At 58.9% G+C, this 23,741-nt stretch carries 27 protein-coding genes; 16 read left to right on the top strand and 11 right to left on the bottom strand.

From position 1 onward, the window contains the following. The first annotated feature begins 60 nt into the window (after window positions 1–60). Entirely contained in the window at window positions 61–504 is a 444-nt protein-coding gene (locus tag NA647_RS01500; RefSeq protein ID WP_256056093.1) for a hypothetical protein, read from the top strand. Between the two features lie 96 nt (window positions 505–600). On the opposite strand, the gene NA647_RS01505 is transcribed toward NA647_RS01500, so the two are convergent. Together NA647_RS01505 and NA647_RS01510 are read right to left on the bottom strand one after the other, a co-directional pair. Beyond that, entirely contained in the window at window positions 601–1,422 is an 822-nt protein-coding gene (locus NA647_RS01505) for an enoyl-CoA hydratase (RefSeq protein WP_256056094.1), read from the bottom strand. A gap of 250 nt (window positions 1,423–1,672) precedes the next feature. Next, window positions 1,673–2,917, bottom strand: a complete 1,245-nt coding sequence (locus tag NA647_RS01510; RefSeq protein WP_256056095.1) for a substrate-binding protein — start codon at window positions 2,915–2,917, stop codon at window positions 1,673–1,675. 211 nt (window positions 2,918–3,128) lie between these two features. Between NA647_RS01510 and ung the strand changes: the two genes are divergently transcribed. After that, window positions 3,129–3,824: a uracil-DNA glycosylase gene (gene ung / locus NA647_RS01515; RefSeq protein WP_256056096.1), complete on the top strand. Its 696-nt coding sequence runs from the start codon at window positions 3,129–3,131 to the stop codon at window positions 3,822–3,824. A gap of 36 nt (window positions 3,825–3,860) precedes the next feature. Here ung and NA647_RS01520 read toward each other — a convergent pair whose 3' ends face one another. The 3 genes from NA647_RS01520 to NA647_RS01530 all read right to left on the bottom strand — a co-directional run bounded on the left by NA647_RS01520 (window position 3,861) and on the right by NA647_RS01530 (window position 6,401). Then, the gene (locus NA647_RS01520; RefSeq protein WP_256056097.1) at window positions 3,861–4,373 is read right to left on the bottom strand and encodes a DUF4142 domain-containing protein; all 513 of its coding nucleotides are present in this window, start codon (window positions 4,371–4,373) and stop codon (window positions 3,861–3,863) included. Between the two features lie 200 nt (window positions 4,374–4,573). Then, window positions 4,574–5,410, bottom strand: a complete 837-nt coding sequence (locus NA647_RS01525) for an HDOD domain-containing protein (RefSeq protein ID WP_256050385.1) — start codon at window positions 5,408–5,410, stop codon at window positions 4,574–4,576. Window positions 5,411–5,453: 43 nt separating this feature from the next. After that, entirely contained in the window at window positions 5,454–6,401 is a 948-nt protein-coding gene (locus NA647_RS01530) for a YgfZ/GcvT domain-containing protein (RefSeq protein ID WP_256056098.1), read from the bottom strand. A 150-nt stretch (window positions 6,402–6,551) separates the two neighbouring features. Here NA647_RS01530 and NA647_RS01535 point away from each other — a divergent pair, with 150 nt between their 5' ends. Next, the gene (locus NA647_RS01535; protein ID WP_131650639.1) at window positions 6,552–6,806 is read left to right on the top strand and encodes a succinate dehydrogenase assembly factor 2; all 255 of its coding nucleotides are present in this window, start codon (window positions 6,552–6,554) and stop codon (window positions 6,804–6,806) included. Further along, window positions 6,790–7,245 carry a protein YgfX gene (locus NA647_RS01540; RefSeq protein ID WP_256056099.1) on the top strand — a complete coding sequence of 152 codons (456 nt, stop codon included), beginning with the start codon at window positions 6,790–6,792 and terminating at the stop codon, window positions 7,243–7,245. Before NA647_RS01535 ends, NA647_RS01540 begins: the two co-directional genes overlap by 17 nt. Here the strand turns inward: NA647_RS01540 and nadB are convergent. Further along, window positions 7,214–8,827 (bottom strand): L-aspartate oxidase, encoded by a 1,614-nt coding sequence (nadB, locus tag NA647_RS01545; RefSeq protein ID WP_256056100.1) that lies wholly within the window; start codon window positions 8,825–8,827, stop codon window positions 7,214–7,216. The two genes, NA647_RS01540 and nadB, sit on opposite strands and share 32 nt — an antisense overlap. 455 nt (window positions 8,828–9,282) lie before the next feature. Here nadB and rpoE point away from each other — a divergent pair, with 455 nt between their 5' ends. From rpoE to pdxJ, 12 genes are all read left to right on the top strand, one after another. After that, window positions 9,283–9,864 carry an RNA polymerase sigma factor RpoE gene (rpoE, locus tag NA647_RS01550; protein WP_131650636.1) on the top strand — a complete coding sequence of 194 codons (582 nt, stop codon included), beginning with the start codon at window positions 9,283–9,285 and terminating at the stop codon, window positions 9,862–9,864. Window positions 9,865–9,895: 31 nt separating this feature from the next. Next, window positions 9,896–10,495 (top strand): sigma-E factor negative regulatory protein, encoded by a 600-nt coding sequence (locus tag NA647_RS01555; RefSeq protein ID WP_256056101.1) that lies wholly within the window; start codon window positions 9,896–9,898, stop codon window positions 10,493–10,495. Window positions 10,496–10,503: 8 nt separating this feature from the next. Continuing rightward, the gene (locus tag NA647_RS01560; RefSeq protein ID WP_256056102.1) at window positions 10,504–11,448 is read left to right on the top strand and encodes a MucB/RseB C-terminal domain-containing protein; all 945 of its coding nucleotides are present in this window, start codon (window positions 10,504–10,506) and stop codon (window positions 11,446–11,448) included. Further along, window positions 11,445–11,951, top strand: coding sequence for a SoxR reducing system RseC family protein (locus NA647_RS01565; RefSeq protein ID WP_256056103.1), 507 nt, complete (start codon window positions 11,445–11,447; stop codon window positions 11,949–11,951). The genes NA647_RS01560 and NA647_RS01565 overlap by 4 nt, the downstream gene beginning before the upstream one ends. Next, window positions 11,929–13,341, top strand: coding sequence for a DegQ family serine endoprotease (locus tag NA647_RS01570; protein ID WP_256056104.1), 1,413 nt, complete (start codon window positions 11,929–11,931; stop codon window positions 13,339–13,341). The genes NA647_RS01565 and NA647_RS01570 overlap by 23 nt, the downstream gene beginning before the upstream one ends. Window positions 13,342–13,537: 196 nt before the next feature. Beyond that, entirely contained in the window at window positions 13,538–15,337 is a 1,800-nt protein-coding gene (gene lepA / locus NA647_RS01575) for a translation elongation factor 4 (protein ID WP_256056105.1), read from the top strand. Window position 15,338: 1 nt separating this feature from the next. Further along, on the top strand, window positions 15,339–16,196 hold the full coding sequence (lepB, locus tag NA647_RS01580) for a signal peptidase I (RefSeq protein WP_256056106.1): 858 nt from the start codon (window positions 15,339–15,341) through the stop codon (window positions 16,194–16,196). An 89-nt stretch (window positions 16,197–16,285) separates the two neighbouring features. Beyond that, window positions 16,286–16,663 (top strand): DUF4845 domain-containing protein, encoded by a 378-nt coding sequence (locus NA647_RS01585; RefSeq protein ID WP_256056107.1) that lies wholly within the window; start codon window positions 16,286–16,288, stop codon window positions 16,661–16,663. Beyond that, window positions 16,660–17,349: a ribonuclease III gene (rnc, locus tag NA647_RS01590; RefSeq protein WP_131650628.1), complete on the top strand. Its 690-nt coding sequence runs from the start codon at window positions 16,660–16,662 to the stop codon at window positions 17,347–17,349. The genes NA647_RS01585 and rnc overlap by 4 nt, the downstream gene beginning before the upstream one ends. After that, window positions 17,342–18,253, top strand: coding sequence for a GTPase Era (gene era, locus NA647_RS01595; protein ID WP_256050376.1), 912 nt, complete (start codon window positions 17,342–17,344; stop codon window positions 18,251–18,253). The genes rnc and era overlap by 8 nt, the downstream gene beginning before the upstream one ends. Before the next feature lie 130 nt (window positions 18,254–18,383). Then, window positions 18,384–19,076 (top strand): DNA repair protein RecO, encoded by a 693-nt coding sequence (gene recO / locus NA647_RS01600; RefSeq protein ID WP_272889513.1) that lies wholly within the window; start codon window positions 18,384–18,386, stop codon window positions 19,074–19,076. After that, window positions 19,069–19,815, top strand: coding sequence for a pyridoxine 5'-phosphate synthase (gene pdxJ / locus NA647_RS01605; RefSeq protein ID WP_256056109.1), 747 nt, complete (start codon window positions 19,069–19,071; stop codon window positions 19,813–19,815). The genes recO and pdxJ overlap by 8 nt, the downstream gene beginning before the upstream one ends. Before the next feature lie 43 nt (window positions 19,816–19,858). Here pdxJ and NA647_RS01610 read toward each other — a convergent pair whose 3' ends face one another. The 5 genes from NA647_RS01610 to NA647_RS01635 form a co-directional block, all read right to left on the bottom strand. Continuing rightward, the gene (locus tag NA647_RS01610; RefSeq protein WP_181100570.1) at window positions 19,859–20,065 is read right to left on the bottom strand and encodes a DUF2905 domain-containing protein; all 207 of its coding nucleotides are present in this window, start codon (window positions 20,063–20,065) and stop codon (window positions 19,859–19,861) included. 38 nt (window positions 20,066–20,103) lie between these two features. Beyond that, window positions 20,104–20,997 (bottom strand): LysR family transcriptional regulator, encoded by an 894-nt coding sequence (locus NA647_RS01615; protein ID WP_256047283.1) that lies wholly within the window; start codon window positions 20,995–20,997, stop codon window positions 20,104–20,106. Window positions 20,998–21,476: 479 nt separating this feature from the next. After that, a complete protein-coding gene (gene cmoB, locus NA647_RS01625) occupies window positions 21,477–22,439 on the bottom strand; it encodes a tRNA 5-methoxyuridine(34)/uridine 5-oxyacetic acid(34) synthase CmoB (RefSeq protein WP_256056110.1) in 963 nt (320 codons plus the stop codon). Then, complete coding sequence (gene cmoA / locus NA647_RS01630; protein ID WP_336604942.1) at window positions 22,436–23,179, bottom strand: carboxy-S-adenosyl-L-methionine synthase CmoA; 744 nt, start codon at window positions 23,177–23,179, stop codon at window positions 22,436–22,438. The genes cmoB and cmoA overlap by 4 nt, the downstream gene beginning before the upstream one ends. A 103-nt stretch (window positions 23,180–23,282) precedes the next feature. Then, on the bottom strand, window positions 23,283–23,675 hold the full coding sequence (locus NA647_RS01635; RefSeq protein ID WP_256056111.1) for a protease inhibitor I42 family protein: 393 nt from the start codon (window positions 23,673–23,675) through the stop codon (window positions 23,283–23,285). Window positions 23,676–23,741: the final 66 nt, after the last annotated feature.

The raw sequence follows: 23,741 nt of genomic DNA on the forward strand, positions 1-23,741 counted from the left end.
TTTGCTGTGGTCTGATGTGGCAAGGCCGCACGTTCAAGCAGAGCGGCTTGGAGGTGCTCGATGAAGATTCCAATGGCGATCTTGTTGCTTGGTCTGGGTTTCGGGACCCAGGCGTGCGCGCAATCACGAGGCGGGGTGTGGGTGTATCAGCCGGATGGCGGCAGCTATCGCGTCGAAAACCGCGCCTACCAGTACGACCCGCGCAGCCCATACTCGCAGCACCGGCAGTATCCGCAGAATCTACCGCCACGCTATCAGGGTCAGCTCCCGCCGCAATATTACGATCGACACCGAGGGACAGACCGGCAGCGCTGGAACCACGACCGTCGCGGCGAGATTCGTCAGCCGCAACGCTGGAACAATGGCCGCCAGTCGGGGTTCGACCGCCCTCAGCGTTGGCATCGCGAACACCCGCAACGCTTTGGTCAGTCGCCGCTGGTTCGTGACGGACGCGACTACCGAATGCACCAGCGTAATTTCAACGGCCGGCATCAGCATCGCTGAGAGACTTTAACGCTCAAGTCCGTAGGGCCGAATTCATTCGGCCGCAAATCTGCGAGCTGAACACCTTCGGCCCTATGGTTCTTTCCGAACCCCTCCTTAGCGATTTCTCCAGCGCGGCTCACGCTTTTCAATAAAGGCATTGACGCCCTCCAGCGTATCCTCGGCTTCGAACAGATCGACGAAGGCTTCTCGTTCAGCGGCTGCGAGCATGTCGGGGCCGCGGCTGCGCATGGAGTCCACCAGAGACTTGATCTTGCGTACGGCCACAGGGCTCTGACCTGCCACGCGAGAAGCTAACAGCAATGCATGGCCGCGAGCCTCGCCAGGCTCCACCACCTGCTCTACCAGGCCGATACGCATTGCCGTTTCCGCTGTTATCCGCTCGCCGCAGAGAATCATTCGCTTGGCCCAACCTTCGCCCACCAGCCAGGCAAGCGCCTGGGTGCCCCCGGCGCATGGCAACAGGCCGACCGAGGCTTCCGGTAAGCCGAGTTGTACCTGCTGTTCGGCAATACGGATATCGCAGGCTAATGCACATTCCAGCCCACCGCCGAGAGCGAAGCCGTTGAGGGCCGCTATCGATACCCCGCGAAATTCGCGTAGGGCCTCGAAAGCCTCACCGAAGCGTCTCGCCATTTCTCGAGCGCGGGTTCGATCGCCGTCAGCGAAGAGTTTGAGGTCGGCGCCAGCGCTGAAGAATTTCTCACCCTGGCCGCAAATTACGAGCGCGTACACGTCGTCGTCATGATTCAGGTGTTCGACGACCTGTTTGAGGCCGATCAGTGATTCGCGGTCCCAAGTGTTGGCTGGCGGGTGGTTAATGGTGATAAGTGCGGTATGCCCATGCTTTTCCACGGTCAGCTTGTGGGTCAGATCGAAGACACCGGACTTGTAAGGTTCAACAGCGGTGGTGCTCATTTTGGTCTTCCTCGTCGGAATCGATGCGTGCGACTTGTCTGCATCAGATGCGCGAACGAGCCGCGCATTGCATAACGGCGGTCATGGCGGAACGGTGAGCCGTTAGATCAAGTCTAGGCGCGATCCGTCCACGTATGACCAGAACGATCGGAATTGCCGCTGGGACAAATAGGACAGCGCGCGCTCTGATGCGCGCAAGGAGAGGTGCGTCGGAGCGGCCTGGGCTGGGCAGTGCCGCTCCGGCTGCGGGTTATTGCAGCGCCAGCGTCTGATTGCCAGAACGGCGTTCGGCCTGCCATTCGGCAAGCGTTGGCGCAGCCTGCTCTCCGGTCAGGCGATGAACAATTTCGAAGTAGTCCTGCTTGAAGCGGTCCTTGAGCACTTCCTCGCGCGGCTTGACCTTCACTGCGTACACCGTTTGTACATTCTGATGATCGAAGGCCCGCCATTGCTGCTCGTCTTTGAGCAGGGTGTAACGATGGCCTTCGAGCGCCGCGATGATTCGCTCGCTGTCGAGGCTGCGTGCGCGATTGGCTGCATCGGCCCACTGGTAAACGATGCTGTAGGCCGAGGCTGCGGAACTGGATGGGTGGGTCTGGTAACGCTCGTCGAAACTTTTAACGAACTGTTTGCCAGCGACCGACCCTTCCAGCTCTGGAACGCGCCAGGTCCAGGGCTCTGTGCCCAAAACGCCGCGCATGATGTCCGGCCCGGCCGTTTCGACCATGCTCAGCGTCAGGTTGGGCACCGCGACCTGCATTCTCTTGTTCAGGCCGAGTTCATCAGCGATTCGCATCGCACGGACCAAGTCTTCCCCGAACAGCACCAGCACCAGCACCTCGGCCTCACTTTTGGCTACTTCAGTCAGGGCTGCGCGATAGTCGGAGAGGCGTGCGCCGGGAAAAGCCGTGCTGATGCTGGGATGTCGGCTGCTGTCCTGCGTGCCGGTTGCCTGGCGCAGGGAGCTTTCGCTGGTATGGCCCCAGGTGTAGTCGGAGGTGATGTAGAAGTAGCGCTTGTTGGGCAGGTGCTGATTTAGGTACTCGCCCAGCACTTTTGCGCTCATCCAAGCGTTGTTGCATTCGCGGAACATGTAGCGATGGGCATCCTTCCCGGTCGTGTCGTTGGAATAGGTGAGGGTGCCGAAATAGAGCAAACCGCGTTCCTTGGCACGCTTTCCAGCTGCAATGGCGACAGCACTCGAAGCGCCACCAAACAGCATGACAGCCCCTTCGTCGGCTAGCTTGTCGACGTTAGCTACGGCTTTTTCTGGGCGCGATGCGGAGTTGCGGGTGGACAGCTTCAGTGGGCGGCCCATTACGCCGCCTTTGGCGTTGATCTCATCGATGGCCAGCAGTGCGCCGCGCATCTGCGAGAGGCCTTCCTCTTTGTAACTGCCGGTGCGGGGGTAGTTGAGGCCGAGAGTGATCGGATCGGCAGCTTCGGCAGCCAGGCAGAACCCTAGCCCCAGAGCCAGGAGCGTAATCCGTTTCATTGCAGAGTCCTTATTGTATTTGTTGTTGGTGAGAGGCTTTTTACTGCGCGCTGCGGCTTTTCGTCACGCATTCATTGGTCGCATACGGCGGAACCTTTATGTAAGTGTGCGGTAGACAACATTCCGCGAAACGAATGTCTGGGCAGGCTCGCGCGTTGACTCCCCGCAATCCTTTGCTTAGGGTTCAGCGCCTCGCAATCAGGGCAGCGCTATGAGTCAGGTTGATCGCGTCAAACTCGAAGGCAGCTGGAAGGCAGCGTTACAAAAGGAGTTCGAGCAGCCTTACATGAAGGAGCTGGGTGCGTTTCTGCGCAGCGAAAAAGCGGCTGGAAGGATCATCTATCCGCCGGGGCCGCTGATCTTCAATGCGTTGAATTCCACTCCCGTCGATCAGGTACGGGCGGTCATTCTGGGGCAGGATCCCTACCACGGCGCCGGGCAGGCACACGGCTTGTGCTTTTCGGTACAGCCAGGCGTGGCGCCTCCGCCGTCGCTGCAGAATATTTTCAAGGAGCTCAAGCGCGATCTGAATCTCGACATCCCTCGCCATGGCTATCTGCAGCATTGGGCGGATCAGGGCGTTCTGATGCTCAATACCTCATTGACGGTCGAGCAGGGGATGGCCGGCTCTCACGCGAAGATGGGCTGGCAACGCCTGACGGACAAAATCATCGAAGTAGTAAGCGAGCGGTGCTCGAACGTGGTGTTCATGCTTTGGGGCGCGCATGCTCAGAGCAAGGCAAAGCTGATCGATCCGACCAAGCATCTGCTGCTCAAATCGGTACATCCGTCGCCGCTATCGGCTCACAGAGGGTTTATCGGTAACGGTCACTTCAGTCGCGCCAACCAGTTTCTCAAACAACAAGGTAAGGAGCCGATCGACTGGCGGCTCCCTAGCGAAGTCTAAAGCGTGGCGCCGCGTTCGCGGCGCCAATCGGCAGCCTTACTGGTTACCACCATGGGCAGCGGCCAGTTCCTGGGCGTGCTGCAGATGCTGCTCCAGCTCCTTTAGCGTCGTTTCGGCAAACTGCTTGAGTTCGGCGTTTTCACCGTTCTTCGCATATTCGCGATACAACTCGATGGTCTGTTCGTGGGCCATGACCTGATTGTTGGCATAGGCTTTGTCGAAGTTCTCACCATCACGTAGCTTGAGGATCATGGCTTTGGCCTTGTCCATCAGAGCCGCTTCGTCCGACATTTCCAGATCGTCGTGCTGGCCCGCAATCTCGGCAAGCTTTTGATTCGACTTGGTGTGGTCGTCGATCATTTTCTGCGCGAACGTCTTGACGTCTTCAGCGGTGCCTTTGTCCAGCGCCAGCTTGGCGGTTTCGATTTCCGCCATGCCTTTCGCAGACGCTTCGTCTACGAAATTTTCACCTTCCGCAGCTAATGCAAAGTTTGCCGCCACGCCGAATAGCACTGCAGCAGCACCGGAAAAGAAAGCTTTAGGGGTCATTGTTGTTCTCCTTCATCTACCTGACAGACGGGTGCGGCCGAGATGAGACCGGCGCACCAGCGTAGTACGGCAAGTACGCCGTTAATCTTGTGACTTGGTGTGGCGGTAGCGGTTCATTGAATGCGGCCAACGGTCAGCAACCTGAGTCCGGGCGCGGCAGGCGAGAAGGATTGCGGGTACAGGCAGCACCCGCGAGGGGGTTACTGCAACATGCTCATCGCCGCATCCATCGCGGCCGACAGGTCTTCGTCCTCCTGCAGCAGCGTATTCGGGTTGAGTCCCAGCTTGCTGAATGCGGGAATCTGGTTCCAGTCGAGCTGGGTGTAAGGATGGGAGGTTCCGATGTAACTCTGCAAAGTAGCGACCTGAACGATGTCGACGTAATCCACCTTGTCCGAGATGCGGGAGAAATTCAGGTGCTGGCCGGGAACCGCTGCGATTGGCTCGGGGAATTCCCAAGCGCGCAGAATCTTTTCCCCGATGATCGGATGAATTCGATCAATGACATGATTAAGGCTTATGGAGTCGCTGAGCAGGGCACTATGTTCTTCTGCGTACGTAAGGATCGGTAGCACGCCGATCTGATGGATCAACCCCGCCAAAGTCGCCTGGTCAGCCGGAAGCCGTGTGAAATTACGGCACAGAACGTGGCTAATCGCGGCTATTTCGGTGCTTTTGTTCCAGACCTCGCGCATCTTGCGGTCGACCACGTCCGTCGTCGCCTGGAACATTTGCTCCATGGCGAGGCCGGTCGCCAGGTTCGAGGTGTAATTGATACCAAGACGGCTTATTGCCATCTGCAGATCGTTGATCTCCCGGTTGGTGCGCAGCAGGGGGCTGTTCACGACCTTGATGATGCGCGCTGTGAGAGCCGTGTCGTTGCCGATCACCTTGGCCAGGGTCGGAATGCTCACGTCGGGATCTTCCGCAGCTTCACGGACTCGCAATGCCACTTCCGGTAGCGTCGGCAGGACCAGCTCGTCCCTTTCGATCGCTTGCATCAGCTCCTGCAGAACTTTATCGGCAAGGGTACTCATGTCTCTCCTTAATGTGATTCTATGTTGGGCATGGCAAGTAAGGCTAACGCTGGATTTCGCGGTCCGCGTTCAGGGTATACGGTAGGTCGCGCAAAGTAAGCGGGATACCATCGGGCGAGCCCAGGAACACTCGCCCGTCGGCTGCGGCGTCTTCCTGCAGAACTGCCAGCAGTTCCAGCCCGCCCGCCGCGCTTGTCGCTAACACCACTTCCCCAACGCTGGAGCCATGGACTGGCGAATACAGTTCGACGCCCGGTTCCGGCACCGTGGTATCGGTGTTTTCAGCGGCAAGCCGATGCAAACGGCGCTTCAGCTTGCCGAGATATTGCATCCGCGCAACGATTTCCTGACCGGTATAGCAGCCCTTCTTGAAGCTGACCCCGCCCAGTGCCTGGAGGTTGATCATTTGTGGGATGAACAGCTCCTGGGTGGCAGCGACGACCTGGCCAATGCCTGCACGAATTTGCGCCAGCAGCCAGGATTCGATCGGTGCCTCGGAAAGATGGGCAGCGAGCCGCAGGCGCGTGGTTTCGGCATCCTTCGCCCGCGCCCATAGTTCGGCGCGGCCATCGGCAAGGCGGACGGCGATCAGTCCGTGAGCGGCGGCCACCTGATCGGCGTTGGCAGGAAGGTCGAGGCCGAGACTGACCAGGGCACCATCCCCAGCACTGAGCCCGAAACGAACCCATTCGGTGCTTTCGTCATACAGCTTGGATTTCGAGAACGCTGCGTATTTGGTGAGCTCGGCAAGCTGCGTTTGCACCAGGGCGCGATCCATCGCCAATAGATACCCGTCGCCTTCCATCAGAATGCGGAAGCTCGATTGCATACGCCCTTTAGGCGTGCAGCGCGCACCGAGACTCGAACGTTGCGCGTCGAGGTAATTCAGGTTGCAGGTCAGCTGTCCCTGCAGAAACTTGTTCGCGTCCGGGCCGCGTACGGCCAGGACGCCTTCGTGCGACAGGACGCAAAAAAAAGCAGTATCGGTCATGACGGGACGCCGTGGAGAATCAGGACCGGCATCATAGCAGGACGCCGACAAAACACAGTGTGCACCAGCTGCCACTCCGCATCGGACGTACAGGGCGCCGGCCGTTGCGCCAGTCGGTATAATGCCGGCCCTTCACTCAGGAGTATTTGCATGGTCGAACAATCCGAACTCAATCGCCTGTTCTGGCAGAGCCGTCGCGGCATGCTCGAACTGGACGTTCTGCTGGTGCCCTTCGTCAAGGAGGTTTATCCAGAGTTGAACGAAGAGGATCAGCGCCGCTACCGTAAGCTGCTGAGCTGCGAGGATCAGGACATGTTCGGCTGGTTCATGGAACGTGCCGAGCCGGACGATGAAGATTTGCGCTACATGGTTCGCATGATCCTAGATCGTGTCCAGCCCAAGTAGCCAACTGTTCGAATGCCGCTGGCAGAGATCTGACGCGCTGCTGGCGTTCTATATCGCAGTACTCTTGTTGGCAATCGTCACCTTGCTGGTGATGCCGGTTCCGTTCTGGCTGTGGGTGCTCGGCTTGCTGCTATGCCTATTGCATGCCGCCTGGATCGTACCGTCGCATATCCTGCTGGTTCGTGATTCTTCCTGGCTCGGTCTGCGTCACGACCAGCAGGGCTGGGCGCTCTGGAGTCGCCGCGCCGGTTGGCAGCCCGTCCAGTTGCGGCCCGACAGTATCGCGCTGCCCCTGGTAGTGGTATTGCGCTTCAAGATGCCGGGCGCTTGGTTCGCTCGGAGCGTCTGTATTCCGCGAGATGCGATGTTGCAGGAGCAACATCGGCGTCTGCGGGTCAGGCTGAAGTTCAGTCGCCGTAGGTGGGCGGCGCCAGAATAGTGTCCTTCGCTTCCGGTAGCTGCGCGGGGTAATCCAGCGTGAAATGCAAGCCTCGGCTTTCCTTGCGCTGTATCGCCGAACGGATCATCAGTTCCGCTACCAGCGCCAGGTTTCGCAGCTCGATGAGATCGCGGCTGACTTTATAGTTGCTATAGAACTCGTCGATCTCGCCCAGCAACAGGCGCACTCGGTGCTGCGCTCGCATAAGACGCTTGCTGGTTCGCACGATGCCAACGTAGTCCCACATGAAGCGCCTCAGCTCATCCCAGTTGTGCGCGATGATGACGTCTTCGTCCGAGTCGGTAACCTGGCTTGCATCCCAGGTTGGCAGGGAGTTTGGCGCCTGGACCGATGGCAGCTCGCTAAGGATGTCCTGAGCGGCGGCTTGGGCGTAGACGAAACACTCTAGAAGTGAATTGCTCGCCATGCGATTGGCGCCGTGCAGGCCGGTGAAACTGGTTTCACCAATGGCATAGAGTCCCGGAATGTCGGTTCTGCCTGCGTGGTCGACGACGACGCCACCGCAGGTGTAGTGGGCTGCCGGTACCACTGGAATTGGTTCACGGGTGATGTCGATACCGAACGTCAGGCAGCGCTCATAGACGGTAGGGAAATGTGCCTTGATGAATTCCGTAGGCTTGTGGCTGATATCCAGGTAGACGCAATCGATACCTAGGCGCTTCATTTCATGGTCTATCGCCCGAGCCACGATGTCGCGTGGTGCCAGTTCGGCACGGGTGTCGAAGCGCGGCATGAAACGTTCACCGTTCGGCAATTTGAGAATCGCGCCTTCGCCGCGCAATGCTTCGGTGATCAGAAAGCTCTTGGCTCTGGGGTGATACAGGCAGGTGGGGTGAAACTGATTGAACTCCAGATTGCCGACTCGGCATCCGGCGCGCCAGGCCATGGCGATGCCATCGCCGCAAGCGCCATCCGGGTTGCTGGTATAGAGATAAACCTTTGCCGCGCCGCCGGTCGCCAGCACGACGAATCTTGCGTGAAATGTATCCACCTCGCCGCTCACCCGATCCAGCACGTAGGCGCCCAGACAGCGCTTGCCGTTCAGGCCCAGCTTGCGCTCGGTGATCAGATCGACGGCGACGCGCTGGTGCAGCAGGTCGATGTTGTCTCTATCTTGGGTGCGGGCAAGCAGTGTGTTGAAGATGGCTGCCCCCGTCGCGTCAGCCGCATGAATGATGCGGCGGTGGCTGTGCCCGCCTTCACGCGTGAGGTGATATTCGAAGCTGCCGTGCTCGCGATCTGCTTCTTCCCTGGTGAAGGGAACGCCTTGCTCGATCAGCCAATGAATGGCTTCGCGGCTGTGTTCGACGGTGAAACGCACGGCGTCTTCCTTGCACAGCCCGCCGCCTGCGATGAGCGTATCGGCGACATGCGACTCGATCGTGTCGGTATCATCCAGCACAGCGGCGACACCGCCCTGGGCCCAATAGGTCGAGCCATTGGCCAAATCGCCCTTGCTCAGCACCGCGACACGAAGCGTGGTAGGCAAATTGAGCGCAAGCGTCAAACCGGCGGCGCCGCTGCCTATGACGAGAACGTCGTACTGATGATGTTGGCTCATTCTGGATCTCATATCTGAGGGCTGCGGCGCGTGGCGTCGTGTAGCATCGCGGTGACTGGCCAAAGGCCGAACGCTGCGTCCTGTCCGGCTTTCCGCCGTAACGCGACTCGCAGCGAAACGGAAACCGACCCTAGTATATCGAGGTCCAACCCCGGCAAAATAGCGTCCCTTTTTTATGTGGCTGATGCTTTGGAACTTTTCTTGCAGGCCTGTCTCTATAGACAGTTGTGTAGGCGACCCGACTGGCCATTCAAGGGACGGTTGGATTTTGCTGCGAATATTGAGATGGCGTTATCGGGACGATTCGTTCTGGAACGTCGCTCGCCAATGCCGTTAGGTGTGTTGCAGAAAAGCTTGCTTGAAGGGGGAGAACTTTTGTGTAAAGCCCGGGTCTATTCTGGCAGGTCAGCTCGCAGGCGGGCGCAGCACCCCTTCCAGGTCAGGGAGGAGTGTTTATGCTAACGCAGGAGCAGGACCAGCAACTGGTCGAGCGAGTGCAGCGGGGAGATAAGCGGGCTTTTGATCTGTTGGTGCTGAAGTATCAGCATAAGATCCTTGGGTTGATCGTGCGCTTCGTACATGATTCCCATGAAGCGCAGGATGTTGCGCAGGAAGCCTTTATCAAAGCCTATCGCGCGCTTGCGAATTTTCGCGGGGACAGCGCCTTTTATACCTGGCTGTACCGCATTGCTATCAACACGGCAAAAAATCATCTAGTGGCGCGAGGAAGGCGGCCACCTGACAGTGATGTCAGTTCCGAAGACGCTGAATTTTATGAAGGCGACCACGCTCTCAAAGACATCGAGTCGCCGGAAAGAGCGCTTCTCAGGGATGAAATAGAGGACACAGTTCATAAAACCATACAACAACTTCCAGAAGATTTACGCACGGCTCTAACACTGCGTGAATTTGATGGTCTTAGTTATGAAGACATTGCAAACGTGATGCAGTGTCCGGTGGGTACAGTCCGCTCACGGATATTCCGAGCGCGGGAAGCCATCGATAAATCATTGCAACCCTTGTTGCATGAATCCTGAGACAGCGGCGATAGCCAAGAGAGGAACCGCCATGAGTCGTGAAGCCCTGCATGAATCGCTGTCCGCGGTGATGGATAACGAAGCGGACGAGTTGGAATTACGTCGAGTGCTCGCCGCCGATGGCGACACCGAAATGCGATCGACCTGGTCGCGTTATCAGATTGCTCGTGCCGCAATGCACAAGGAGCTGATTGAGCCGCGCCTGGACATCGCTTCGGCGGTATCTGCCGCACTGGCTGACGAGCCGGCAATCACAGTGGTCAAGCCACAGCGTTTTGCCTGGCGCAACATGGGGCGTATTGCCGTTGCAGCTTCGGTAACCGTAGCAGTACTAGCCGGTGTACGCCTGTACAATCAGAGCGAAGTTGCTGGTCCACAGATTGCTCAACAGGCTGCGCAGCCAAGCATCGCCGTGCCGCAGGCCAACCAAGGGCCAGCCGTATTGGCGGGCTACAGTGAGGGCGCAGGCGCACCGGAAGCTCAAGCAGCAGCTGCTGAGGGCTCTTCGGAAGGCTGGCATGAAAAGCGGTTGCCGGCGTATGTTCGTCAGCATGCTCAGCAGGCCGCTTTCGGTAGCGGTTCTGAAGGTGCGCTGCCATATGCGCGTGCCGCCAGTATGGAAGAACGTTAAGGAACAACATGCGTGTAATACCGCTATGTGTGGTGCTTGGAGGCTGGCTATCGATGCCGGCCTTCGCTGCTGATGCCAGTACGTGGATGCAGCGTCTTGCGGTGGCTGAGGAGAAGCAAAGCTATCAAGGGACTTTCGTTTACGAACGCAACGGCAGTTTTTCCAGTCATGCCGTCTGGCAGTTGGTGGAAGGGGAAGAGCTGCACGAGCGCCTTTTGCAGCTGGACGGTCCGCCGGTCGAGGTTTCATTGGTGGACGGTCAGGTCAAGTGCGCCAGCGAAGATCTAGCGTCTCAAATGCGAGATGCCAAGCCGTGGCGCCAGCAGCAGTTCGACCCCAAAGAGCTTTCCGATTGGTATACCTTCCAGGTAATAGGTGAGTCCCGGGTGGCTGGGCGTCCGACGGTGGCGCTGGCAATACGACCGCAGGATCAGCACCGCTACGGTTTTGAGTTGCATCTCGATCGCGAGACGGCGCTGCCGCTCAAGTCCCTGTTGCTTGATGAAGGCGGCCAATTGCTGGAGCGCTTTCAGTTTGTCCAGTTTTCGCCCTCGTCTGTCGAGCACGGGGACATCGAAGCCGGATCGGCCTGTGAGCCAATCTCTGTGATTGCCGCGCAGAAGTCGACACCGAGCAAATGGCGATCGGACTGGCTTCCGTCCGGGTTTCAGCTTCTCGATTCGAACGTTCGCTCGAGTCCCGCGTCCGGTGAGCCCGTAGCCTGGCTATCCTATGGCGACGGGCTTGCTCGTTTCTCGGTGTTTCTCGAGCGGCTGGAGGGCGCGGTCGTCGAAGATGCGCGCAGTCAGATGGGGCCGACCGTAGCGGTATCCAAGCGTATTTCAACTACCACTGGCGATGTCATGGTGACGGTTGTTGGTGAGATTCCTCTAGGCACCGCCGAACGAGTGGCACTGTCGATGCGATCCGGGTCCGATCAGGCGACGCAATGATTGAGGAGCCCGGCCGCGTAATTGCAGTGGAGCCCGGCGCGGTCTGGGTTGAGACGCGGCGTAGTAGCACCTGCTCCGGCTGTTCTGCCAAAAACGGGTGTGGCCAAGGCCTGATGGATAAACTTGGCGTCCACCAGCGGCGTGGGCTGATCCGGGCGTTGTCCGATTTCCATTTGGACGTAGGCGATTCGGTTATTGTCGGCATCCGTGAAAGCGTATTGCTACGCGGCGCCCTTCTTGTCTATCTTTTTCCGCTGATTGCGCTGCTGGCGTCTGCCCTCATTGCTTCTGAACTTTCGGCTGCCGAGCCATATGTGGTGCTCTCGGGAGTTGGCGGTTTCCTTGTTTCCTGGCTGATCGTACGCAAGCGCAGTCAGCAAACTGCCGATGACCCGGGGTTGCAGCCCATTGTGTTACGCGCAATGCTGGCAACCACTGAAGGGTACGCTCAGGCCGGTTTGTTTTCGTCAAGGGAGAATGATGTTGAAGGTTCTACGCAATAGCGGCTTCGCTTTTTTCGTTGTGTTGTTTTTCTTGGGACAGGCCGCGGTGGCTAATGCACAGCTGCCGGATTTCACGCCCTTGGTAGAAAATGCCTCGCCTGCAGTAGTCAATATCAGCACCAAACAGAAGGTGCCGGCTCGTGGTGCGAATCCGCACATGCCGGATCTGGAAGGGCTGCCGCCTATTTTTCGTGAGTTCTTCGAACACAGCATTCCGCGCATGCCGGGTGGTGGGCAGCAGCGTGAGGCTCAGTCACTTGGGTCTGGATTCATCATTTCCGCTGACGGTTATGTGTTGACCAATAATCACGTGGTTGCCGATGCGGACGAGATAATCGTTCGCTTGCCGGATCGCAGTGAGCTGGAGGCCAAGCTTGTCGGCGCTGACCCTCGTACCGATGTGGCGTTGCTCAAAGTCGAGGCCACGGAGTTGCCAACGGTCAAGCTGGGCAAGTCCGGATCGCTGAAAGTTGGCGAATGGGTGCTGGCGATTGGTTCGCCCTTCGGCTTCGATCACACGGTTACGGCTGGCATTGTCAGTGCGACGGGTCGCAACTTGCCCAACGAAAGCTATGTGCCCTTCATTCAGACGGATGTCGCAATCAATCCGGGCAATTCTGGCGGGCCGTTATTCAATTTGCAGGGCGAAGTGATCGGCATCAATTCGCAGATATTCACCCGCTCCGGCGGTTTCATGGGGCTGTCGTTCGCCATTCCTATCGATGTAGCCATGGATGTTTCCGATCAGTTGCGTGCGGACGGCAAGGTCAGTCGTGGTTGGCTGGGTGTAGTGATACAGGAGGTCAACCGTGATCTGGCGGAATCCTTTGGTCTGGAGCGTCCAGCTGGCGCCCTGGTAGCACAGGTAATGGACGGAGGGCCGGCAGCCAAGGGTGGTCTACGGGTTGGTGATGTGATTCTCAGCGTTGATGAAAAAGACATTGATATGTCCGCCGACTTGCCACACATGATTGGTACGATCAAGCCGAACACCAGAGCGAAGCTAGGTATCGTTCGTGATGGCGAACGCGAGACGCTTACCGTCACCATCGGAGCTTTGCCAGAAGAAGGCGAAGGAGTGGCGGCAGCCGACAGTCGTACAGAAAAAAGCAGCAATCGACTTGGCGTCAAAGTGTCTGAATTGAGTGCCGAGCAGAAGCGCAGCCTTGACTTGCCTGGTGGGGTGGTCGTGAGTGAGGTGCTGAACGGTCCCGCCGCAATGATCGGCTTGCGTCCAGGTGACGTGATTACCCATCTGAACAATCAGGCCATCGATTCCGCGTCGACCTTTGGCCGTGTTGCAGAACAGCTGCCGAAGAATCGCTCGGTCTCCATGCGGGTGCTGCGCCAGGGACGAGCAAGCTTCATCACATTCAAGCTCGCCGAGTAGATCAATAGACTAAGAAAGATAAAAACGGCCTCCGGCCGTTTTTTTATGCTCGGAAGGGCTTTTTCGAGCGTGGCGCTTCATTGCTAGAGCAGGGAAGCGGCTCCCGGGTCCGGCGTGGCGCTGAATAGACCTATCAGGTACACTTTGCGGCTATTTTCGGCGGGCAATCAGCCCGCGGCATATTGGGTGTTGAGCTGTGAGCGACCTGAGTCATATCCGCAATTTTTCCATCATCGCGCACATCGACCATGGCAAGTCGACCCTGGCCGACCGTTTCATTCAGATGTGTGGCGGTCTGACCGAGCGTGAGATGAACGCTCAGGTACTTGATTCGATGGACCTCGAGCGCGAACGAGGCATCACCATCAAGGCGCACAGCGTTACGCTTTACTACAAGGCTCGGGACGGCAAGACCTACCAGCTGAACTTCATCGATACCCCCGGACATGTTGACTTCACTTATGAAGTGAGCCGTTCGCTGGCGGCCTGCGAGGGTGCGCTGCTGGTCGTCGATGCGGGCCAGGGCGTTGAAGCGCAATCGGTCGCCAACTGCTATACGGCCATCGAGCAGGGGCTCGAGGTCATGCCGGTCCTGAACAAGATGGACCTGCCCCAGGCGGACCCGGACAAGGTCAAGGACGAAATCGAGCACATCATCGGCATCGATGCGACCGATGCCGTCGCGTGCAGCGCCAAGAGCGGCATGGGCGTTGACGATGTGCTGGAACGCCTAGTTCAGGTGATCCCGCCGCCGACGGGGGATATTGATGCCCCGCTGCAGGCGCTGATCATCGATTCCTGGTTCGACAACTATCTAGGCGTCGTCTCGCTAGTGCGGGTGCGCCATGGTCGGATCAAGAAGGGCGACAAGGTACTGGTCAAATCCACCGGCAAGGTTCATCAGGTCGATAGCGTCGGGGTATTCAATCCCAAGCACACGAGCACTGCTGATCTGAAAGCGGGCGAAGTGGGCTTCATCATTGCAGGTATCAAGGACATCCACGGCGCGCCGGTCGGCGATACGCTGACGCTGTCCAATACGCCGGACGTGGAAATGCTGCCCGGCTTCAAGCGCGTCAAGCCGCAGGTCTATGCCGGCCTGTTCCCGGTCAGCTCGGATGACTTCGAGGACTTCCGCGAAGCGCTGCAGAAGCTCACCTTGAACGACGCCGCCCTGCAGTACGAGCCTGAAAGTTCCGATGCGCTGGGCTTCGGTTTCCGTATCGGCTTCCTCGGCATGCTGCACATGGAGATCATCCAGGAGCGGCTCGAACGTGAGTATGATCTCGACCTGATCACCACCGCGCCCACGGTGGTTTACGAGTTGGCGCTCAAGAATGGCGAGACCCTCTATGTCGATAGCCCGTCCAAGCTGCCGGATCTGTCGTCGATCGAGGACATGCGCGAGCCAATCGTAAGGGCCAATATTCTTGTGCCCCAGGAGCATCTGGGAAGCGTCATTACCCTCTGTATCGAGAAGCGCGGGGTGCAACGGGATCTGCAGTTCCTCGGATCGCAAGTGCAGGTGCGCTACGACCTGCCCATGAGTGAGGTGGTGCTGGATTTCTTTGATCGTCTGAAGTCCGTCAGTCGTGGTTACGCCTCGCTGGATTACAGCTTCGAGTGCTTCCAGTCGGCAAACCTGACCCGTTTGGATATTTTGATCAACGGCGACAAGGTCGATGCGCTGGCGCTGATCGTGCACCGTGACAATGCTCATTACAAAGGGCGCATCCTTGTCGAGAAGATGAAAGAGCTTATCCCTCGGCAGATGTTCGACGTGGCGATCCAGGCGGCTATCGGCGGTCAGATCGTTGCCCGGAGCACCGTCAAGGCGTTGCGCAAGAACGTTCTGGCAAAATGCTATGGCGGTGACGTGAGTCGTAAACGCAAGCTTCTGGAAAAGCAGAAGGCCGGCAAAAAGCGTATGAAACAGGTCGGCAACGTAGAAATTCCGCAAGAAGCGTTTCTCGCGGTGTTGAAGGTAGATAGCTGATATGTCGATCAATTTCCCGCTGTTGCTGGTGATTGCCGTTGCAGTATGCGGTTTTCTGTCGCTGCTCGATCTGGTGTTCTTTGCGCCGCGTCGCCGCGCTGCGATAGCGAACTATGAAGGTCGCACCGGTGGCCAGCCTGATCAGTCGACACTGGACGCCCTGAGTAAGGAACCGGTGCTGATCGAGTACGGCAAATCCTTCTTTCCAGTGCTGGCGATCGTATTGGTGCTTCGCTCGTTTCTGATCGAGCCGTTTCAGATTCCATCGGGTTCGATGATACCGACGCTCGAGGTCGGCGATTTTATTCTGGTCAACAAGTTCGCCTACGGCATTCGCCTGCCGGTGGTGGACACTAAAATCATCGATGTCAGCGATCCAAAGCGTGGCGATGTGATGGTCTTCCGCTATCCGAGCGACCCGAATATCAATTACATCAAGCGTGTCGTTGGTCTGCCGGGTGATCTCGTCCAGTACAGCAGCGACAAACGGCTGAGCATCAACGGCAAGCCGGTCCCCGAAGTGCTGATCGGCGAAGAGCCCGGCAGCCTGGGTAGCGCCAAGCTGTACCGGGAACAGCTGGGCGAGGTCGAGCATCAGATCCGCAAGGAGATGGGTCGCTACCGAGTCGAGCCCAATCGCGAATGGCGCGTCCCTCAAGGTCATTACTTCATGATGGGCGACAACCGCGACAACTCCAACGACAGCCGCTATTGGCAAGATGCAGCGATTCCCGCTGAGTTTGCCGGCATGGTTCCGGATCGCAATATCGTCGGTAAGGCGTTCGCCGTGTGGATGAGTTGGCCGGATCCGAAGTTCAGCAATCTGCCACACTTCTCCCGAGTCGGTTTGATTCACTGAGTCTGTGATTCAGGGCCGGGTTCCCCTGGCCCGGCTCGCTATATTTGAGCAGCCCCGATTGGTGGGTAACGTACGACATAGAGGTCGACATGAGTTTTGCTCGTTCGCAAAAAGGGCTGTCCATGCTCAGCTGGATCATGATGCTTGCGCTGGTGGCGTTCGTGGCCAGCACCGCTTTCAAGATGCTGCCGCACTATTTCGACTATATGTCCATGGACAAGATCATCAGCGGAGTCGAAAGTGACAAAACGATGGAAGTCCGCACCGTTCGGGACTTTTACGGCCATGTCCGCAAGGGGATGGATGTGAACGGCATTCGCGACCTCGATCTAGAGGAAGCAGTGAAAGTCGTCATCGAGAACAATGAATTCAAGGTCCATCTGGATTACGAAAAACGCGAGCCCCTGATCCGTAACCTCGATCTTGTGGCGAACTTCGACAAAGAATATCGCCTAAGGATGCCGTGAGCACTTCGTTAGCCCGTCTCGAGCGCAAGCTCGGTTATCAATTCAAAGACCAGGAGCTGATGCTGCTGGCTCTGACGCATCGTAGCTATGCCGGACGCAACAATGAGCGTCTGGAGTTTCTCGGTGACGCCATTCTCAACTTCATCGCCGGCGAGGCACTGTTTAGCCACTTCCCACAGGCCAAAGAAGGGCAGCTGTCCCGCCTGCGTGCGAGGCTGGTCAAGGGCGAGACTCTTGCGGTGCTCGCACGAGGCTTCGAACTCGGTGACTATTTGCGCCTCGGTTCGGGTGAACTCAAGAGCGGTGGATATCGCCGTGAGTCCATCCTGGCCGATACGCTTGAAGCCTTGATTGGTGCAATCTATCTGGACGCCGGCATCGAGGCCGCGCGCGACCGCGTACTCGCCTGGCTTGCCAACGAACTGCAAGGACTGACGCTGGTCGACACCAATAAGGACCCTAAAACCCGCTTGCAGGAGTTTCTGCAGTCGCGCGCCTGTGAATTACCGAAGTACGAAGTGGTGGCGATTCAGGGAGAACCGCATTGCCGCACGTTCTTCGTCGAGTGCCAGGTGTCACTGCTCAACGAGAAGACACAAGGGCAGGGCGCCAGCCGGCGCATTGCCGAACAGGTTGCCGCCGCCTCGGCATTGATCGCCCTTGGCGTGGAGAATGGCCATGACTGATGAACATCTGCAGGACGATGCGGTAAGCCGCTGTGGTTATGTCGCAATCGTTGGCCGTCCCAATGTCGGTAAATCGACATTGCTCAATCATGTACTCGGGCAGAAGCTCGCAATCACTTCACGCAAGCCGCAGACCACGCGCCACAACATGCTCGGGATCAAGACCGAAGGTGCCGTCCAGGCCGTCTACGTCGATACTCCCGGACTGCATAAGAACGGCGAGACCGCTCTTAATCGCTACATGAACCGTACGGCCTCTTCGGCATTGAAGGATGTCGATGTGGTGGTGTTCGTCGTCGACCGAACGCGCTGGACCGATGAGGATCAGCTAGTGCTGGAGCGCGTCCAATATGTCGAAGGGCCCGTGATCGTCGCGGTGAACAAGACTGATCGCGTCGAGGACAAAGGCGAGCTGCTTCCGCATTTCGAATGGCTGGCACAGCAACTGCCGAGAGCCGAGATCGTGCCGATTTCCGCTCAGCACGGGCAGAACCTGGATGTGTTCGAGAAGCTGGTGGCGTCGCACCTGCCGGAAGGCGAGCACTTCTTTCCGGAAGATCAGATTACGGACCGCAGTAGCCGCTTCCTCGCCGCTGAGCTGGTGCGCGAGAAGATCATGCGTCAGCTGGGCGCCGAAGTGCCTTACCAAATCACCGTCGAGATCGAGGATTTCAAGCAGCAGGGGCATGTTCTCCATATCCATGCGCTGATCCTCGTCGAGCGCGACGGACAGAAGAAAATCATCATTGGTGACAAAGGCGAGCGGATCAAACGCATCGGTCAGGAAGCGCGCAAAGACATGGAAGTGCTGTTCGATTCCAAGGTCATGCTCAATCTCTGGGTGAAAGTGAAAAGCGGCTGGTCCGATGATGAGCGAGCCCTGCATTCGCTGGGCTATAGCTGATTGAAAAGCCGCTTGAAGCTTGAAGCTTGAAGCTTGAAGCGGGAAGGGCTTGATTCTTGCCGGAATTGCGCAACCTTTTCCAGCTTCCAGCTTCCAGCTTCCAGCTTCCAGCGCCTAGCTTATGGACCCCATGCTTTCCCAGTCCGCCTTCGTCCTGCATAGCCGTCCCTATCGCGAAAGCAGTGCTTTGGTGGACTTTTTCACGCCTGAAGGACGACTACGAGCCGTGCTTCGCGGGGCGCGTGGAAAGGCGGGGACGTTGGCGCGGCCGTTCGTGCCGCTCGAGGTGGAATTTCGCGGGCGTGGCGAGCTGAAGAATGTCGGGCGGCTGGAAAGCGCCGGTCAGGCCTACTGGCTCGATGGCAACGCGCTGTTCAGCGGCATGTATCTCAACGAATTGCTGATTCGCCTGCTTCCCGCTGAAGATGCCCACCCAACCATGTTCGATCACTACGCCGCGACATTGCCTGCGCTTGCGGCCAAGCGCCCGCTCGAACCCATACTTCGTGCGTTCGAATGGCGATTGCTGACCGAGCTCGGCTACGGGTTCGCCCTCGATCAAGACATCGCTGGGCAACCGATCGTCAGCATCGGGCTTTATCGATTGTTGCCGGATACCGGCCTCGAGCCTGTCGGTCAGTTTCAGCCCGGGCTATTCAATGGCGCGGAACTCCTGGCTATGGCCGAGGCCGATTGGGAAGTGCCAGGCGCTCTTGCCGCAGCGAAGCGATTGATGCGCCAGGCGCTGGCACCACATCTGGGTGGGCGGCCTCTGGTCAGCCGTGAATTGTTCATGAATATAAAGGAGGTCCCGCGTGACTGAAGCCAATCGAATTCTTTTGGGCGTCAATGTCGATCATGTTGCGACGCTGCGTCAGGCGCGCGGCACCCGTTACCCGGACCCGGTCAAAGCCGCATTGGACGCCGAAGAGGCAGGAGCCGATGGTATTACCGTGCATTTGCGCGAAGACCGTCGGCACATCCAGGAGCGCGACGTGCTGATGATGAAGGACGCGCTGCAGACCCGGATGAACTTCGAAATGGGCGTGACCGAGGCGATGCTGGCTTTCGCCGAGCAGTTGCGTCCTGAACATGTCTGCCTGGTACCTGAAACACGTCAGGAGCTCACCACCGAAGGTGGCCTCGACGTCGCTGGCCAGGAGTCGCGCATTCGTGATGCCATTGCTCGCCTCACCGCCTGCGGTGCGGAGGTCTCGTTGTTCATCGACGCCGATCCCCGGCAGATCGAAGCGGCAGCGCGCTTAGGCGCTCCGGCTATCGAGCTGCATACCGGGCGTTACGCAGATGCCCATAGCGTGGCCGAACGGGCCTGCGAGCTGGCGAGAATTCGCGAAGGTGTCGAGTTCGGCCTAAGCCACGGATTGATCGTCAATGCCGGCCACGGCTTGCATTATCATAACGCCGAGCCCATCGCAGCGATCCGCGGTGTCAACGAGCTGAACATTGGCCATGCGATCGTCGCTCATGCGTTGTTCGTCGGCTTCAAGCAGGCCGTCAAGGAAATGAAGCACCTCATCGTCACCGCTGCGGTTCGCGGCTGACAAGCGCGGCGGCCTGCTCTCGGCGGGTCGCCTCGACAGCCTGTCAGCGGCGAAACAGATTCAGCAGAATCGTCAGCAACACACTTAGAATGATCATCGACGTGATGGGAATGAAGGTACGGCTGCGCTCCGACTCGATGCGGATATCACCCGGCAGCCTGCCAAACCAGCTCAGCAACCCGGGTGCGTAGTGGAGCACCACACCGAGCAGAAGCAACAACAGACCTGCGCCAATCAACCATTTCGCCATTCCGCCTCTCGTTCTCCCGTCGCACCCGATCAGACCAACTATTTGTGATACGCCATGAATGCCGCGATGACATGCCGCGCGAGCACGTCTACCGGCTCGCTGCAGTCTGCTGCCCGTAGCAGTTTGATCTGATAGTCGCCGAGCTTCGGCAGGCTGCTGCTTTCCTCCAGACGTTTCAGCGGATGCCTGATCAGACTCAACGGATAAGGCGCGACCGCCAGGTCGGCCATCATGGCCGCTTCCTGTCCGGCGCATTGCTCGCTGGAATAGGCGATGCGATAGGAACGGCCTGCACGGTCAAGCGCGTCCAGCGCCTGACGTCGCCATGAGCACCCGGGGCTCGCCAGCGCCAGCGGCAGAGGGCTGCGTTCGACCGCGACGCCGCCCGCTCGACCGGCCCAGACCAGCGGTTCGCTGTGAATGGTCTCACCGCGCGAGTCGTCTTGGCCAAGGTTGCCCACGCTGATGAGTGCGACATCCAGTTCGCCGGCATCGATGCGTTGGATCATGTCCAGGCTACGACCCACCGACACATCGACCTCGATCCCCGGATGAGTGCGTGCGAACAGCGACAGCAGGCCCGGCAGGATATGCGTGCCGAGGTCACCCGGCGTACCGAACCGAACCCGCCCGACCAGCCTCGGCGCAATGAAGGCGTTGACCGTTTCTTCGTTGAGCTTGAGCAGCCGCCGGGCATAGCCCAGTAACCGCTCGCCATCGGCCGTCAGTGCGATGCGTCGGGCCTCGCGAACGAACAGCGTGCAGCCAAGCATGGTCTCCAGCCGTTTGATCTGCATGCTGACGGCCGAGGTGGTGCGAAAGATTTGTCCGGCTGCTCGTGTGAAGCTGCCGCTTTCAGCAATCGAGACGAAGGTACGCAGCACATCGATTTCAAGCAACGGCATCGCGGATTGGGGAAGTTCTTCGGGCATACCTGGCATGGGATGGCCTTCAATTTTCTTGAACCTGAGGTTTTATTGTAGTCGTTTGTCTGAATCGTCAAGGGCGCTCAATCTGATTCTGTCGATCGCGAGTGGCGGTCGGTTGGTATCGGGTGCGCCCATGCGCCCTCTTAGTAGGAGGATGCAATGCGAGACTTACAACGACAGCTAGAACGTCAGCCAGAACGGCAGCACAAACGCTACGTGGTCGACGGCCGAGACCGGCCGGCAGTGCCGGAGTTCTATATGCCGGCCATGTGGCCAGTCGAATTTCAGCAGTTACTGACCGATTGGTTCGTAGCCTGGCGAAAGCGGCGCCTGTACCGGTGCCTGCTCAGGCTCAGCGATCAACAATTGGACAGGCGTGATCTGAGCCGCTCGCGGCTCGTCGAGAGGGAGCGCATGCCTTTAAGGCAGATAGTGGCGGAGCAGCGTTGCCGACGCGGGTGCCGGGACGCGAACTCGTAAGCCTATGGCTTGCGTGCGATTAGCACGGCACGCATCGGTGCCGGCAGTCCTTCGATGGTTTTGCTGTGATCCTGAGGGTCGAGGAATTCCGGCAGCGACTGATAGCGCATCCAGTCGGTACTGCGCTGCTCCTGGACGCTGGTGATGCTGACGTCCACGCAACGCACATCGGTGAACCCGGCGCGGCGCAGCCAGCATTCCAGCGCCGCCACCGAGGGCAGGAACCAGACGTTGCGCATCTGAGCGTAGCGGTCCTCGGGGACCAGCGCGGTGTGTTCGTCGCCTTCGACCACCAGGGTTTCCAGCACCAGCTCGCCACCCTTGAGCAGGCAGTCCTTGAGGTCCAGCAGGTGATCGATAGGGGAGCGCCGGTGGTAGAGCACGCCCATGGAGAACACGGTATCGAAGCCTTCGAGCTTGGCCGGCAGCTCTTCCAGGGCCATCGGCAAGTGCCAGACCGGTAGCTCATCGAGGTAGCGCTTCATGGCGTGGAACTGGCAGAAGAACAGCCAATTCGGGTCGATACCCACTACCGAGTCGGCGCCGGCCCCGAGCATGCGCCACATGTAGTAACCGTTGCCGCAGCCGACATCGAGGATGCGCTTGTCGGCGAGATCGAGATGCGGCGACACGCGATCCCACTTCCAATCGGATCGCCACTCGGTGTCGACGTGTACGCCGAACACATCGAACGGTCCTTTGCGCCACGGCGACAGACCGAACAGCGCCTCATGGGTAACGGCGCGTGTGGCTTCGTCGCAATCGGCCTCCAGACGGAAGGCCTCGCGCAGTTCGACAGCGCTGGGTTGGATGTCAGGCAGCGCATCGACGGCACGACGCCAGCGCGGCAGATCGCCGTGGCCGATGGCGAGCTTGGCGTCGAGTTGCTGTTGCAGGCCATTGGCCCATGCGGCCAGCGGGGTGCCGGCCAGGCGCCAGGCGAGAGGAGTCAGATCGAGGTTCATGGCAGGGCGATCAATGAGGCGAAATTCAGACACTGGAACCAGGGCACCACCTTGGAAAAACCGGCGTCCAGCAAGCGCTGGCGGTGGGTTTCCAGACTGTCGGGCTTCATCACGTTTTCGATGGCGCTGCGTTTCTGGGCAATTTCCAGTTCGCTGTAGCCATTGGCGCGCTTGAAGGCGATGTGCAGGTCGGTTAGCAGCTCTTGTTCCTGCTCGTCTTCGAAACGCAGCTTTTCCGAGAGAATCAGCGCACCGCCGGGTACCAGCGCCTGGCGGATGGCGCCGAGCAAAGCCGGCCGCTGTTCACGTGGGATGAATTGCAGGGTGAAGTTGAGCGCCACCAGCGAGGCCGGTTGGTACTGCAGTGCCAGCACATCCGCCTCGATCACGTCGACCGGCAGCAATTCCTGAAACATCGAATCCTGAGCATGCAGATATTCGCGGCAGCGCTCGACCATCGCCGATGAGTTGTCGACGGCAATCACTTGGCAATTGTCGGTTTTCACGTGCCGGCGCAGCGCCTGGCTTACTGCGCCCAGGGAACAGCCGAGATCGTAGAGACAGGTATTTGGCTGGGCGAATTGCGCCGCCAGCACGCCGATGTTTTCGACGATGGTCGGGTAGCCCGGCACCGAGCGCTTGATCATGTCGGGGAACACGCGCACCACGTCTTCGTTGAACGCGAAGTCCTGGGGTTGGGCGAGGGGCTTGGCGAACAGGCGGTCTGGGTCGTGGATCACGGCGGTGTCTGGGCAGGCTGAAAAACAGGGGCGGCATTGTAGCGGAAAGCCGCTCGTGTCGCCGTTGCTGACTGGACGATCGGCACGGATATGGCAGTCGCGGTTACTGCACTTCGATACGGCAGTCGAACAGGCCGGCGGGCTCGTCCTCGGTTTCCCATGGGCGCTGATAGGTCAGGTACAGCCGACCTGCGCCGGCCTGTTCGGCCTGAAAACGCCACGTGGAGATACCATCGCCGCCGATCAGATCGTTTTTCGCCGAGCTGAACACCTCGGGGCCGAGACTCTTCAACTGCTCGGACGAAACTTCACGAAGATGCCAGCGATAACCAGTGGCCGGGTTGCTGGGCAGGCTGAGGATCAGGGTCTGGCCAGATTGCAATGACAACGGGCAAGCCGCGTCGTCATTCAGCGCGACACTGCCGGAGGGCTTACTGGCGCAGCCGGCAAGCAGCAGCACGGAGGCGAATGACAGCAGGCGGGGCAGTGTAGACATGGGCGAGTAAGGCTCTATGCAGGCGGGCTTGCCGCAAACCATAAGGTGCCTAGGGCCAATCGTAAA

The sequence above is a fragment of the Stutzerimonas stutzeri genome, from assembly GCF_024448985.1.
GTDB classification, from domain to species: Bacteria; Pseudomonadota; Gammaproteobacteria; order Pseudomonadales; family Pseudomonadaceae; genus Stutzerimonas; species Stutzerimonas stutzeri_AP.